The organism is Bacillus sp. XT-4, assembly GCF_050864245.1.
GTDB classification, from domain to species: domain Bacteria; phylum Bacillota; class Bacilli; order Bacillales; family Bacillaceae; genus Bacillus; species Bacillus altitudinis.
Genome location: NZ_JBPAFI010000006.1, coordinates 99,037 through 112,845, shown reverse-complemented (window position 1 = coordinate 112,845; position 13,809 = coordinate 99,037). Strand labels below are relative to the sequence as shown.

Genomic DNA, 13,809 nt, shown 5'->3' with positions numbered 1-13,809 from the left:
AGTATGTCCTGCATGGACGGGACTCTTCCTTTTTCTCATGACACCCATACGTTCAGTGCCATATATGAAAAGCACCAAGAGATTAACCCGAACATGACAAAGAATTTCAACACATGTTCATAAGGGGTTAGCTTTCGATCTCTTTTCGTTTTCACAAGCCGCCAGTAAAGGGCATAGCCACAAAAAACCAAGATGATTTGTCCGAGTTCTGCTACGGTTTCGATGATTGTGATTCCGTTCATTTGTTTTCACCTCACCATATGTCTTCCATAGGCAGCAGCAGTGAACCTTTATTTCTTCAAAAGAAAGCAGTGTATACTAGAATAAGAAGTAGATGTAGAAGGGGTTGTGACCGATTGTTTCCGCTATATGCAAATTCTTGGGATGACGTCATTGAGAGAAAAATCAAATACGATGATCAGGTTGTGGAACATACGTGTCAGCTGTTAGACGCACAGGAGCAGCAAGTCGTGTTGTTTCATAAAATTCAAGAACCATTTACAATGGTTGCTGGTGATGGCACTGTCACGATTCCAAAAGGGAGTTATACGACCGCCTATTATTGGACAGACCGGCCTTACAATGTCTATTTTTGGCGGGATGATCAAGGCAATGAACTTGGCTCTTATTTGAATATCGTCAGACATACATGGTTTGAAGAACGGGCGGTTGTTTTTGAAGATTTATTGATTGATCTACTCGTTCTTCCGAATGGTGATTTCTTTGTTTTGGATGAAGATGAACTGCCGGAGAGTTTAGCTTCCTTTGAGCAGGGCTCGGTTCATCGGGCACTCCGTGATGTCATCCATTCGTTAGCGCACATCCTCGATCAAGTGAGGCTGGATGCGAAAGGGAAATATCATCACACCCTGTTTCAGAAGATGTTGAAATAGAAAAAACGATTCCTTGCTGAAAGGAATCGTTTTTTTATCAAACCTTGATCCGGTTGATTCGTTTTTGTAAATCAGTTTTTGTTTTAGATGCTTTTAGTTGTTTGACCGCACTTTGAGCGGTTGCTTTTGTTTTCTTTGTTCGTTTGGCTTCGGCTTTTTTGACTTTTTGTTTGGCATCTGTCACTTTCTTTTGATAGGCGACTTGTTTTTTGACTTTGTCGAGCCGGTTTTGCAGGCTTGTTTTTTCTTTGCCTTTGGATAGCTTTTTAATAGCCGTTTGGGCACTTTTAATCGAGCCTTGGGTTTTACTTTTTTCAGCTGATTTGACCTTCGCTCGTGCGTCACGAATATCAATGGCTGTTTGGACTTTTTTGACTCGGTCAGTGAGTGCGGTTTTTTGCTTGCTGGCAGTCAGTCTGCCAATTTTCGTTTTGGCTTGATCAACATCTGTCTGTTTTTTAGATGTTTCGGCTGTCTTGACTGCGCTTGTCGCAGCCTTTAAAAAGGTTGACTGCGGCACATATTGCACGCGGCCATAGCCGAATTGTGGATCTTTTCCTTTTGCGCCAAGATCGACTGTATAGCTGCGCAATAAAGTGCGGAGCTGAACATTTGTTTTCTTAGGATGTAGCTGTTTTAAGAGCGCCAGCATCCCTGTGACATGCGGTGCCGCTTGTGATGTACCCGTGGCATACCAATATTCATTTTTCAAATAGGTACTGATGACGTTCTCGCCGGGAGCGGAAAATTCAATTCCTTTCCCCGTATTAGAGATGGAGGCGAGTTTGTCTTTGTCTGTCGTTGCGGAAACAGCAATGACGCTATTGTATGCGGCAGGATAACTAATCCCATTCTTCTTTCCATCATTTCCACTTGCAGCAACGACCAGCAGTCCTTTTTTGTATGCTTCATCAACTGCTGAACGTAAAATCGGAATGTTATCTTCAAAAGCTAGACTTAGGTTGATGATGTCCATCTTATTGCTAATCGCCCAATCAATGCCTCGGAGCAGACTGTATAAGTCGCCCTCTCCTTTTTTATCTAATACTTTTACAGCATACAGCTTCACACCAGAAGCGACGCCGACCGTACCGTAATCATTATTGAGCGCCCCAATTGTACCGGCGACATGTGTTCCATGTCCTTCATCATCTTTGTAAGAAGACGTGTAATCGACGAATGATTTACCGCCGGCTACCTTTAAATCTTCATGTGGGAAAATACCAGTATCGAGAACGGCTACTTTCACATTTTTCCCTGTCACGCCTTCTTTGATTGCTTGCTTTACATTGAGCTTCTGCAAGTTATAAGATTTTTGTACCAAAGCATCCTGACCAGTAGCAGCAGCCGTTTTTTTCACGGTAGAAGCAGCGAGTTTGACCCTAACGTTTTTTGAAACATAAGCGATGTTTGGGTCTTTTTTAAGTGAGGTGACAGCTTGCTCATCTGCTGTCACTGCTACAGCTGGAAGGTGTATGTATTGAGCGTTCACTTTTTCACTTTCTTGAATAGCCGTCTGTTTTCCTTTTTGATTTTTATAGACGATGATGACATCTGTTTCTTTTGGTGGTGCAACTGCCTGCGAATGGAAAGGCAAAGCAGTTGTCAAAGCAAGAAGAAACGCGATGACCACGACGATTTTCTTTTTCAAGGCAATGGCTCCTTGCATATGAGGTGACCTCCGTCTTTTTTTCTTTATTATATCGGAGAAATAAGATGGATGGTTAGAAGAATCATAGTCTAGAAAGAAAGTTTTTTTCACACGTATCCCGAAATTGAATTTCATAGAATTCTAGTAGACAATAGAGAGATCATAATATGAGAAAGAAGGACATGCCGATGAATATAAAAGAGTATATGACGTATGATGCGACGGGACTGGCATCACTTGTGCAGAAAAAGCAGGTCACGCCCGAAGAGCTTGTACAAGCTGCATTTACTAGATTGGAAGAAGTGAATCCAGTACTAAATGCGGTGATTCAGACAAGGCGAGATCAAGTGTTCAAAGACATGAAGTCACTAGATGCGGATCAGCCGTTTGCTGGTGTTCCGTTTGTGTTGAAAAATATATCGCAGGGGCTGGAACATGAACCTTTGACGGCGGGTGCTTTGCTGTTAAAGGATGTAAAGGCGCAAACAGATTCCCACTTTGTCCGTCGATTGAAGCAGGCTGGGCTCCTCATGATCGGTCATACGAACACACCTGAATTCGGATTGCGAAATGTGACAGAACCCTTTTTATATGGTCCGACGAGAAACCCTTGGAATGCTGACTATTCTCCGGGCGGTTCAAGCGGCGGGACGGCAGCAGCTGTGGCAAGCGGCATCGTACCGGCGGGTGGAGCGAGTGATGGCGGAGGGTCTATTCGGATTCCGGCATCCTTTACTGGTTTATTTGGACTCAAGCCAACAAGGGGGAGAACACCGGTCGGCCCGGGTGCAGGAAGGCAGTGGCAAGGAGCTTCCATTGACTTTACGCTCACAAAAACAGTTCGAGACAGTGCAGCCCTGCTTGATTTGCTTCAAGTCATTCAGCCAGAGGCTGCGTTCCAAACGCCATTATATGACGGTAGCTATCAGGAGGATTTAGTGAAACGAACCTCTTCGATGCGAATTGCTTACAGTGTAGACTCTCCAGTAGGCACGAAGGTGAGTGAGGAAGCAAAGCAGGCAGTCTTGAACACTGTGAAATGGCTGAGTGAACAAGGGCATCAAATAGAGGAAGCGAAGCCGGACATTGATGGTGTCCATCTGATGCAGCAATATTATGTCATGAACAGCGGTGAAATGTCTGCCTTATTTACCTCTCTGGCTCGTTCATTCGGGCGTCCGGTGAAGCCTGAGGAGACAGATATTGTGGCATGGGTACTGGCGGAAGCAGGAAAAAATGTGACAGCTGCTGCTTATACAGAAAGTCTTGATGCATGGGATATGGCCGCTGCAAAAATGGCCGCATTTCATCAAACCTACGATCTATATGTGACCCCAGCTACTGCCTATTCGGCTCCAAAGGTTGGCGAGCTGATGCATAACGATCAAGAAATTGCTGCATTGTTACGTGTGTCATCCCTTTCAATGCAAGCACAGCAGGATCTGATTTATGAAATGTTCCTCAAGAGTTTGACCTACACACCATTTACACAGCTGGCTAACCTAACCGGCCAGCCATCTATGAGTGTGCCAGTTCATCTCACAGAAGCAGGCATGCCTTTAGGCGTACAGGTGACAGCACCGAAAGGAAAAGAGGACTGGCTGCTCAGACTGGCGTCAGAAATAGAATCATCCTCATTATGGAAAGGAACGCATCCATTACTGAATCAATAATACAATGGCATCGACGTTGGTCTATGGAGGAAAGGAGTGTCACACGTGAGTACGAAGGACAAAATCATTCAAACGGCCGCACTTCTTTTACGTAAACAGGGGTATCATGCGACAGGGTTGAATCAAATCATTCGAGAGAGCGGCACGCCGAAAGGATCTCTTTATTATTACTTTCCAAATGGAAAAGAAGAGCTAGCCATAGCAGCCGTTGAATATATGAGTCAAAGGGTCATCGATCAAATTGAAGCAAGCTTTGCTTATTCTGATGACCCATATGTCGCCGTCGATCATTTTATGACAAATATTATTCGGGGTTTTATGGAGCAAGAAAGTGAAAGAGGGATACCGATTGTCTTACTGGCGGCAGAGTCAAAACCTGAACATACAAAACTTCATGCTGCATGCAAACAAGAAATGATCCGCTGGCAAGAGCTTGTCAAAGAAAAGCTGATGAATAGCGGATATGATGAAATAAAAGCGGATGAGCGGGCATCTCTCCTTCATTCAATGGTCATCGGCGGATTATCAATGACTACTGCATTAAAGCAAACGACACCTTTAGAGCACGTAAAATGTTACCTTAGACACTTATTTATGCGAGAAGAGTAAAATCTCTCGTATATTGCCTATCTATTATATCAATTGGTCTATATAATAAAGATAGTCAATTAGTCATGAGGAGTGATGGGATGTCGGAGCAACCACAATCGATCAAGCAATCCGAAGATACCTCTTTTTATACCGTGTCCGGTTCGGGGGAGCTGTATGGTTTGGAAAATCAGCTTGTACATGTGCTGGCAGAAGCAAATCAAACAAATCAACTGTTTGAGCTTGTCTTAATCACAGGTGGGAAAGGTGCTTACTTTCCGCTGCATTGTCATGAGACGCTATTTGAAACCATCTTTGTGCTGGAAGGGAAGCTGGAAGTGATACTGGACGGTAAAAAGTATATGGTGACGGCCTGCGATTATATTCATATTCCGCCCAAAACAATTCATGGCTATAGGATGCATAGTCACAAAACAAGGTTTATTTCTTATACACTGGGCGGGCAAATGACAGATGTCTATCAGCAAATCGGAAAGAGGCTGTTGCAGAATGAATGGCCGATGACTGATCACCCATTTGATGCAGACAGCTTTCATCAGGCTGAAAAAGAAAGCGATATCATGTTGATGCATGGCATTAGAGAGCTATCCAATACAACCAAGCCAGCTGTTTTGTTTCATAGTCAGCTCCCGCGCGCAGTGCAGCCATATGTGCTGGAGGCTGGTGAAGGAAAGCAATACATGGTCGAAGGTCAGCTTCATGAGCTGATTGCGACAACGGAAACAACAGGAGACGGATTTAGTTATTTTGTGATTGAAGGGACAAAGGGAAAAGGGTTACGTTCGCATTATCATGAAATGCATACAGAAGCACTTTATTGTGTTGAAGGCAGAATCAATCTTCAGTTAAGCGGAGAAAATATTTGCTTGATGCCAGGGGATTTTGCCTATATTCCTCCGAATACCGTTCACTCGTATGAATTCGTATCACATTCAAATAAAATGTTGGTTTTGCTGCTGCCTGGCTATATTGAGCAAGTGTTTGAACAATTTGAAGAAGCACAAAGTCCAGGTATGTGCCCTTATTTTATACAGGAAGGGGACATGATGGAGGATGGGGAGACCTCTGCTCAGTATGATTTGGTGTTTGTCGAAGATAAATAGCTGTGTAACGCGTTACACAGATTTGAATAAACAGCCTGTCGAATCAATCGGCGGGTTATTTTATTTCCCTTATGGAACAGCATCCCTATTTACATGCATGAACCCTCGCATTCGGTGTCAGTCCTGCGTGCTGGTGCTCATTAATGTCACATTCACTCCGCGCCAGTACGCGTCCTTCCTAGACTGCAAAGGTTTTCTATCACGCTAAAAGCAAACAAAGGGCTAAAATAAAGTTCATTTTAGCCCTTTGTCAAAAATCTGAGGCTTAGGATAATTCCTAAGCCTTTAATGTGCGCTCGTCCATCATTTTTTCGATTAATTCAAAAAATGTTTTTTTATCTTCTTCTGATAGGTGATTGAACAGTTGATTGACAAGCAGCTGACGATTGTCGATCATTTGTCTGGCGATTTGTTCACCTGATTCAGAGAGTGTAATCCATACCGTACGGCGGTCATTGTTATTTCTAGAGCGGATAATCAGCCCTTCATCTTCTAAGTGATTGAGAGCGGTTGTTGTTGCGGAGGGAGATAATGAAACTTCCTGCAGAATATTTTTCACAGTACATGATTGATGGCGGTAGATGATGCGTAAAATAAACCCTTTTACATTCGTGACGTTTTTCGGGATATTCTCTTCATCTATTCGTTTCGTCGCCTTTAAATACTTTGTCAGTGCATGGTCTAACAAACTTGCCTCTAGCTCGAAATGTTGCATTCTCCATACCTCTTTTCCTATTGCATTCGCATTTTCCGATCAATTACTAGGTCTATCTTATCATAATAAGCATCATCATTTAAACCAAAATGGAAGACGGCTATAAAATTACCTATATTATCAATTAATAAAAGGAACAATTCCAAAATGAAATGATTTTACTTTCACCTTTTTTTATTTTAGAATGTGAATGAGATAAAATCTGCCAATCCAATTCACTGGAAATTGGCTATTGGACATCAAACGTTTGGAGATGAAGATATTGAATACTTTACAGGCATTACTAAACGACAGAATGGAACGCTCTTCACAAATTGAAGCGGTAACTGGCGGAGGTGTGTCTTATACATTTGAAGAATATGCAAAACGCATTGATCAGCTAGCGCATTACTTACATCGTAAAGGAATTCGAAAAGGTGACCGGGTGTGCTTTATTTGTCAAAACCATCATCACTTTTCTACGATTATGCTGGCAGCCATTAAAGCAGGTGCAGTCGCCGTACCGCTTAGCTGGCAACTTACCTCTTTTGAGCTAGAAGGTATCTTGAAAAAAGCAGAGCCAAAGGCTTTATTTTTTGACCGTGAATTCCGTGACATTATTGCGGCAGTGAATGTGTCTTTAGAAGATTGTCTCATGGTGGAATCTGGTGTCAATGCGAAAACAACACAGCTGTTTGAAGACATATTGGCGTCTAATGATGGAAGTGATCTTGCTGAAGAGGTATCAGAAGAGGATTTGGCCATGATTTTATTCACTTCAGGTACAACAGGCAATCCAAAAGGTTGTATGGTCGGACATGGGCGAATCTATCAATTTTTAACAAGACATGGGAACCGAGGATTTGATCTGAGAGGAAAACGGTACTTGGCAAGTCATCCGCTGTATCATATGAGTTCAATTAATCACCTGATTGCAGCTGCAATTGAAGGGTATACGTTAGTCTTCTTACATGATGCAACGCCGAAACGCATTTTAGAAACAATTGAGAAAGAAAGAATTACGTTTATGATGGCTTTCCCATCAGCTTATACGTACATGCTAGAAGAAATGAAGCGCGGTTCGTACGATCTCTCATCTTTTGAAATTGCGATTTCTGGTGGTACGAAGGTACCGGTACGCTTAATTAAAGATTACAAAGAAGTAGGCATTCAGATGATGCATGGCTATGGAAGTACGGAAGCGTGGGTTGTGAGTGCGTGGCATCCAGCGATGGGCGAGGATAAGATGGGCTCTGCTGGTAAAGTGGATCCGGATGTAGAAGTCAAAATCGTGCATCCTGAGACAGAGGAGGCGCTGCCAGCTGGAGAAATTGGCGAGGTCGTCATGAGAAGCCCATTTTATTTCTTAGGCTACTATCATCAACCTGAAGCGACAGAGAAAGTGCTCAAAGATGGCTGGTTCCATATGGGGGATGCAGGCTATCTGGATGAAGACGGTTTTCTTTACATCACAGGGAGATACAAAGATGTGATTCTATACGGTGGGGATAATATTTATCCTGACCAAGTGGAAGAGGTCATTGATCAAATTCCAGGTGTAATTGAATCTGCTGTCATTGGGGTACCAGATGACTTATATGGTGAAGTACCAAGTGCGTATATCGTAAAAGACGAATCTGTCGATTTCTGCGAAGAAGATGTGTTGAATTACTGCAAGGAACGTTTAGCAGATTACAAAGTGCCTTCCATTCATTTCACGCAGGATCTGCCAAAAAATAAACTTGGTAAAATCATGAAGAAAGATTTACGTGAATTGGTTGTGAATGCGTAGGACCTATTCTGCTATAATGAAATTTGAATGATTTTTTTGTTTTTCTAACGTTTTGGAGGGAAAGGGTTTGCGACATATACTTCGTAAGAAACACATTCACGATTTGTTAGAACAGAGCAGACAGCAAAAGGTAAAGAAAACACTGGGCGGGCTCGATCTCACGCTCCTTGGCATAGGGGCTGTGATTGGGACGGGGGTCATGGTGTTAACCGGAATTACAGCAGCTAAGGATGCAGGACCGGCTGTTATTTTCTCCTTTGCGATCGCAGCGATTGTGTGCAGTTTAGCAGCACTTTGTTATGCAGAAATGGCTTCCGCGCTGCCTGTGTTCGGCAGTGCGTACATTTATTCATATACCACAATGGGTGAACTCGTAGGTCATCTCATGGGATGGACGTTATTATCTGTTTATATGCTGACTGCTTCAGCTGTAGCGAGTGGCTGGTCGAGTTATTTTAACAGCCTGCTGGAGGGGTTTGGAATCTCAATTCCACATCAATTTTTAGCTGGTCCAGAACAAGGCGGATATATGAATTTGCCAGCAATTATTATTGCTTTACTCATTGCGTGGATCCTATCTAGAGGAACGAAAGAAAGTAAAAAATTCAATAATATCATGGTGTTTGTGAAACTTGGCATTATTGTTCTTTTCATTGTAGTAGGTGGTTTTTATGTAGAACCAGCCAATTGGCAGCCGTTCATGCCGTTTGGTACGGAAGGGATTATTGCTGGTGCCGCTGCTGTGTTTTTTGCCTTTTTAGGATTCGATGCCATTTCGGCTTCTGCAGAAGAGGTGAAAAATCCACAGCGGAACCTGCCAATTGGCATTATTGGTTCATTGCTCATTTGTACGATCATTTATATTGTCGTTTGTTTGGTCATGACAGGCATGGTGCACTATACGAAGTTGAATGTGACAGAGGCAATGTCTTATGTATTGCAAAGTGTCCATCAACATAGCGTGGCTGGTATTATTTCTGTCGGTGCTGTAATTGGATTGATGGCTGTGATTTTCGCCAATAATTATGCGGCAACTCGAATTGCTTTTGCGATGGGGCGGGACGGGCTCTTGCCTAAAGTGTTTTCAAAAACAAACAAAAGTGATACACCTGTTGCCAGTATATGGGTGATTGGCGGGATGACAGCTGTTATTTCAGGGTTTATTGATTTGAAGGATCTGTCCAACCTAGCCAATATCGGTGCATTATTAACGTTTGCGATGGTGAGTTTATCCGTACTCATTTTGAGAAAGACACATAAACAGCTGGAAAGGGGATTCCGGGTTCCGTTTGTACCGGTTTTGCCAATTATCTCGATGGGCTGTTGTGTGTTTCTGATGCTCAATTTACCAGGCCGGACATGGCTGTACTTCGGGGTTTGGCTGATGATCGGTGTCGTCATGTACGCAGCATATTCTAACAAACACAGTGAATTAGCGAAATCTGCTTGAGAAAAAGGTGCAAATCCGTTGACGATTTGTGCCTTTTTTCATACGATTTGGGATAAGCTATATAAGAGATAATGAACGGAACAAGAGGAGGATGAGGGAAATGATCAGCGTTAGTCCTTATATTGTCGTAGAAGATGTCAAAGAATCTCTTCAATATTATCAAGGAATTTTTGGCGGAGATATTCGTATCTTAAATGAACATCAAGACCGTGTATTGCATGCTGAGCTGCACCTTGGAGAATCACTGCTCCACTTTTCAGATACATTTGGTCGCACACCAAAACCGGAGAATCTTCGATTGATCATGCAGTTTGACAATGAGGAAGAGTTAAAGGCTGTATACGAGGCGCTTGAAGCTGATGGAGATGTCCTTGTAGAATTACAGGATACGTTCTTTGGCGCACTTCATGGACAAGTACAAGATCGGAAGAATGGTTTGATATGGGTGCTGAATTATATGAAATAAATAAAGACCTTCACCCTTGTGAAGGTTTTTTTGTGAGTGTTTTTATTTTCTGAAAAATGGAAAATATGCTATGTTGGAAGAATGATAAGACATGGGGAAAGGGTGGAAAAGGAATGGATCAAGTTGAGTTTCAATATATTCAAACAAACGGCATAAAGGTCCATACAGCAATGGCTGGTCCTGAAGATGGTCCGCTGCTGGTCCTGCTGCATGGATTTCCTGAGTTTTGGTATGGTTGGAAAAATCAAATCCTCCCCCTAGCTGAGGCGGGGTATCGTGTCGTTGTTCCTGATCAAAGGGGATACCATCTGAGTGACAAACCAGAAGGAGTCGAATCATACGTTTTAGACAAATTAAGAGATGATATCGTGGGGTTAATTAAGGCGCTGAGTCCAAATCAAAAGGCCATTGTCGGCGGACATGATTGGGGTGGAGCTGTTGCTTGGCATCTTGCTTCAACCCGTTCTCAATATGTAGAAAAATTAATCATCGTCAACATGCCGCATCCTCGTGTGATGATGAAGGTCCTTCCGTTTTATCCGCCGCAGTGGAAGAAGAGCTCTTATATCGCGTTCTTTCAGCTTCCAAATGTACCAGAGACAGCCCTTCAAGAAAATCACTTTCAAAGACTGGATGAAGCCATTGGACTGTCTGCTAGACCTCATCTGTTCACGAAGGAAGATGTCTCAAGCTATAAGTTGGCATGGACGCAGCCGGGAGCCATTACGTCCATGTTGAATTGGTATCGAGGTATTAAAAAAGGCGGCTTTGAAAAACCGATTTCCAAACGAATTCTCGTTCCTGTCCGTATGATCTGGGGAATGGAGGACAAGTTTCTAAGCAGAAAGCTCGCAAAAGAAACGATCAAAATTTGCCCAAATGGACAGCTGATTTTTGTCGATGATGCCACTCATTGGATCAATCATGAAAAACCAGATGTCGTGAATAAGCTCATACTCGAATTTTTAACATAAAGAAATAAGCTCTGATCATATGACCAGAGCTTATTTCTTTTATCCGATTTGATTCTTTTTCAAGGAAACAGGTTCGTCGTCCCAGCATTCAATCTGTTCATTGTTCGGAACGGCGTTTTTATAGAAAACAGGATCTTTGCCTTCTTTTTTCTGTCGCATGTAATCCCTCAGTGCTGCAAAGGCGACTTTAGACAGCATGGTAATGGCAATGAGGTTGACGATGACCATGAGACCCATGAATAAGTCGGCCAGACCCCAAACGAGAGGAACAGTGGCAATGGCTCCGAATAGAACCATGCCAATGACAGCCACACGATAGATGTTGAGCCAAATTTTATTCGCTCCCAAGAATTCAATGTTCGTTTCACCATAGTAATAGTTACCGATTAACGTACTAAAAGCGAATAAGAAAATCATGATGGCTAGGAATCCAGAAGCCCAAGGCCCAATGTGCTGGCTTAATGAAGCCTGAGTTAGCTCAATTCCTTCCAGATTGGTTGTTTTATACGCATCAGAGAACAGAACAAGAAAGGCTGTGCTTGTACAAATAATTAACGTATCTGTTAACACACCAAATGCTTGGATTAATCCTTGTTTGACGGGGTGGCTCGTAACAGCAGTTGCTGCTGCGTTAGGGGCACTACCCATACCGGCTTCGTTTGAGAAGAGACCGCGTTTAATCCCTTGTAACAATGCTCCACCTAATGTACCGCCGGCAAACTGTTCAAATCCGAAAGCGTGCTTCACAATCGTACTGATGACACCTGGTAGTTCAGTGATATTTGTGATAATCACAAAGAAAGCAATCCCGATGTAAGCAACGGCAAGAAAAACGACAATATATTCAGATGCTTTTGCAATCGCTTTGATCCCTTTGAAAATAATGAACGCAAAAATAACAGCCATAACGATTCCGACAGTTAAACGATCTAGGCCAAAAGAGTTTTTAAAAGCGACGGTGATTGTATTTGATTGCACGGCGTTAAAGACAATCCCAAAAGAGATCGTAATCAGGATGGCAAATAAAATCCCCATCCAGCGCTTATTTAACCCTTTTTCCATGTAATAAGCAGGTCCACCGCGGAATCCTGTTTTATCTTTTACTTTATACACCTGAGCTAGTGTACTTTCAACAAAGCTTGAAGCAGAACCGATAATTGCTACGATCCACATCCAGAAGATTGCGCCAGGTCCACCGATCGCAATAGCGATGGCAATCCCTGTGATATTCCCTGTTCCGACACGTGCTGCCATACTGATGGCAAATGCTTGGAACGGTGAGATTCCCTCTTTTTCTTTTCTTCCTTCTTTTAGAACACGCAGCATTTCTTTCAGCATTCTGACTTGCAGGAAGCGTGATCTATATGTGAAGTAGACCCCTACTCCAAGTAACAGAGCAATGATTAGATAAGTCCAAATAAAATCATTTGTAGTTGTTAAATAAGATAGCAAAGCTTTTTCGTTCATAACATCACCTCTTCGAATTCATCACTGTTCTTTTTAAAAAATACTGAGATCCCACTCTTTGGCGAGTTTCTTCAGCATCATGACACCGGTAATACTATTTCCACAATCGTCAATGGCAGGACCATAAATGCCGATACCGCAGCCTGTCTGAAATGGGAATTCTCTTCTTGCGCTTGGCGGAACGCAAGCCATGATTCCTCCAGACACACCACTTTTGGCTGGAACGCCTACGAAAGCAGCAAAATTACCAGACGCATTGTACATGCCGCATGTCAGCATCAATGCCTTTGTTAGTCTTGCGATATCTTTTGGGATGACTTGGACTTGTTTAAAGGGATGGTAGCCATCACTTGAAATAATCAGTCCAATCAAGGCGATGTCCTCTGTTGTGACCTCAATGGAACATTGCTTTAAATACACTTCTAACGTGTCCTCGACATCTGATTCTAAGTAATTGGTTTCTTTTAAATAATAAGCAAGTGCCCGGTTGCGGTGTGCCGTTGCCCATTCTGATTGATAAACCTCTTCATTAACAGAAGGACGCTTACCTATTAAGTTTTCGATTAAATCGAAAATATATGCTAGCTTTTCTGTAGAAGTCTTTCCAGGAAGGATGGAGGATACGGTAATAGCTCCAGCATTAATCATTGGATTAAAGGGCTTCCCTGGTTTATGCATCTCAAGGCGGTAGATGGAATTAAATGCATCACCAGTTGGCTCTACATCTACCCGATCCAAGACGTACGGAACGCCTCTTCCTAAACAGGCAGCTATAAAGCTGATGACTTTTGAGATACTTTGCAGGGTAAAGGGAACGTCCCAATCACCATAACGTACAGATGATCCATCTGGGCCTATCACGCTGATACCAAGTTGAGAGGAATTTACTTTTCCGAGTGCTGGAATGTAGCCAGCGTTCTGCCCGTTTTTGTAATACGGACGTATTTCTTCTGCCCATTGATCAACAGAAGACTGGCATGCGTGTTGTGTATTATTAGAAATTGCTGTTTTCATACGATTCCTCCAATCAAAAATCA

The 13,809-nt window shown here is 42.8% G+C and carries 13 protein-coding genes; 8 read left to right on the top strand and 5 right to left on the bottom strand.

All coding sequences use genetic code 11. The features are described 5' to 3' along the window. Positions 1-35 precede the first annotated feature (35 nt). Positions 36-242, bottom strand: a complete 207-nt coding sequence (locus ACRRMM_RS15800) for a hypothetical protein (RefSeq protein WP_008342164.1) — start codon at positions 240-242, stop codon at positions 36-38. A gap of 114 nt (positions 243-356) precedes the next feature. Between ACRRMM_RS15800 and ACRRMM_RS15795 the strand changes: the two genes are divergently transcribed. Further along, positions 357-893 (top strand): DUF402 domain-containing protein, encoded by a 537-nt coding sequence (locus tag ACRRMM_RS15795; RefSeq protein WP_057078629.1) that lies wholly within the window; start codon positions 357-359, stop codon positions 891-893. 37 nt (positions 894-930) lie between these two features. On the opposite strand, the gene ACRRMM_RS15790 is transcribed toward ACRRMM_RS15795, so the two are convergent. Next, complete coding sequence (locus tag ACRRMM_RS15790) at positions 931-2,544, bottom strand: S8 family peptidase (RefSeq protein ID WP_223255657.1); 1,614 nt, start codon at positions 2,542-2,544, stop codon at positions 931-933. Positions 2,545-2,732: 188 nt separating this feature from the next. On the opposite strand from ACRRMM_RS15790, the gene ACRRMM_RS15785 reads away from it, so the two are divergent. The 3 genes from ACRRMM_RS15785 to ACRRMM_RS15775 all read left to right on the top strand — a co-directional run bounded on the left by ACRRMM_RS15785 (position 2,733) and on the right by ACRRMM_RS15775 (position 5,929). Beyond that, positions 2,733-4,217: an amidase gene (locus ACRRMM_RS15785; RefSeq protein WP_250026981.1), complete on the top strand. Its 1,485-nt coding sequence runs from the start codon at positions 2,733-2,735 to the stop codon at positions 4,215-4,217. A 45-nt stretch (positions 4,218-4,262) separates the two neighbouring features. Beyond that, a complete protein-coding gene (locus ACRRMM_RS15780; protein ID WP_008342160.1) occupies positions 4,263-4,826 on the top strand; it encodes a TetR/AcrR family transcriptional regulator in 564 nt (187 codons plus the stop codon). Between the two features lie 80 nt (positions 4,827-4,906). Beyond that, entirely contained in the window at positions 4,907-5,929 is a 1,023-nt protein-coding gene (locus tag ACRRMM_RS15775) for a quercetin 2,3-dioxygenase (protein ID WP_148780760.1), read from the top strand. A 277-nt stretch (positions 5,930-6,206) separates the two neighbouring features. Here the strand turns inward: ACRRMM_RS15775 and ACRRMM_RS15770 are convergent, their stop codons facing one another. Beyond that, positions 6,207-6,644 (bottom strand): MarR family winged helix-turn-helix transcriptional regulator, encoded by a 438-nt coding sequence (locus ACRRMM_RS15770; protein ID WP_007498406.1) that lies wholly within the window; start codon positions 6,642-6,644, stop codon positions 6,207-6,209. 262 nt (positions 6,645-6,906) lie between these two features. On the opposite strand from ACRRMM_RS15770, the gene ACRRMM_RS15765 reads away from it, so the two are divergent. The 4 genes from ACRRMM_RS15765 (at position 6,907) to ACRRMM_RS15750 (ending at position 11,305) form a co-directional block, all read left to right on the top strand. Continuing rightward, complete coding sequence (locus tag ACRRMM_RS15765; protein WP_017366543.1) at positions 6,907-8,415, top strand: class I adenylate-forming enzyme family protein; 1,509 nt, start codon at positions 6,907-6,909, stop codon at positions 8,413-8,415. Between the two features lie 67 nt (positions 8,416-8,482). Continuing rightward, a complete protein-coding gene (locus ACRRMM_RS15760; protein WP_017358611.1) occupies positions 8,483-9,865 on the top strand; it encodes an amino acid permease in 1,383 nt (460 codons plus the stop codon). 100 nt (positions 9,866-9,965) lie between these two features. Continuing rightward, positions 9,966-10,331, top strand: coding sequence for a VOC family protein (locus tag ACRRMM_RS15755; protein WP_008342155.1), 366 nt, complete (start codon positions 9,966-9,968; stop codon positions 10,329-10,331). Between the two features lie 113 nt (positions 10,332-10,444). Further along, complete coding sequence (locus ACRRMM_RS15750) at positions 10,445-11,305, top strand: alpha/beta fold hydrolase (protein ID WP_428828753.1); 861 nt, start codon at positions 10,445-10,447, stop codon at positions 11,303-11,305. A 39-nt stretch (positions 11,306-11,344) separates the two neighbouring features. Here the strand turns inward: ACRRMM_RS15750 and ACRRMM_RS15745 are convergent, their stop codons facing one another. Together ACRRMM_RS15745 and ACRRMM_RS15740 are read right to left on the bottom strand one after the other, a co-directional pair. Next, positions 11,345-12,772 carry an alanine/glycine:cation symporter family protein gene (locus ACRRMM_RS15745; RefSeq protein WP_035703064.1) on the bottom strand — a complete coding sequence of 476 codons (1,428 nt, stop codon included), beginning with the start codon at positions 12,770-12,772 and terminating at the stop codon, positions 11,345-11,347. A gap of 33 nt (positions 12,773-12,805) precedes the next feature. After that, positions 12,806-13,786: a glutaminase gene (locus tag ACRRMM_RS15740; protein WP_008342152.1), complete on the bottom strand. Its 981-nt coding sequence runs from the start codon at positions 13,784-13,786 to the stop codon at positions 12,806-12,808. Positions 13,787-13,809 lie beyond the last annotated feature (23 nt).

Coding starts and splice junctions, on each gene's coding strand:
- ACRRMM_RS15770 (WP_007498406.1), bottom strand. CDS start 6,644: ATGCAACATTTCGAGCTAGAGGCAAGTTTGTTAGACCATGCACTGACA.
- ACRRMM_RS15745 (WP_035703064.1), bottom strand. CDS start 12,772: ATGAACGAAAAAGCTTTGCTATCTTATTTAACAACTACAAATGATTTT.
- ACRRMM_RS15800 (WP_008342164.1), bottom strand. CDS start 242: ATGAACGGAATCACAATCATCGAAACCGTAGCAGAACTCGGACAAATC.
- ACRRMM_RS15755 (WP_008342155.1), top strand. CDS start 9,966: ATGATCAGCGTTAGTCCTTATATTGTCGTAGAAGATGTCAAAGAATCT.
- ACRRMM_RS15750 (WP_428828753.1), top strand. CDS start 10,445: ATGGATCAAGTTGAGTTTCAATATATTCAAACAAACGGCATAAAGGTC.
- ACRRMM_RS15740 (WP_008342152.1), bottom strand. CDS start 13,786: ATGAAAACAGCAATTTCTAATAATACACAACACGCATGCCAGTCTTCT.
- ACRRMM_RS15785 (WP_250026981.1), top strand. CDS start 2,733: ATGAATATAAAAGAGTATATGACGTATGATGCGACGGGACTGGCATCA.
- ACRRMM_RS15775 (WP_148780760.1), top strand. CDS start 4,907: ATGTCGGAGCAACCACAATCGATCAAGCAATCCGAAGATACCTCTTTT.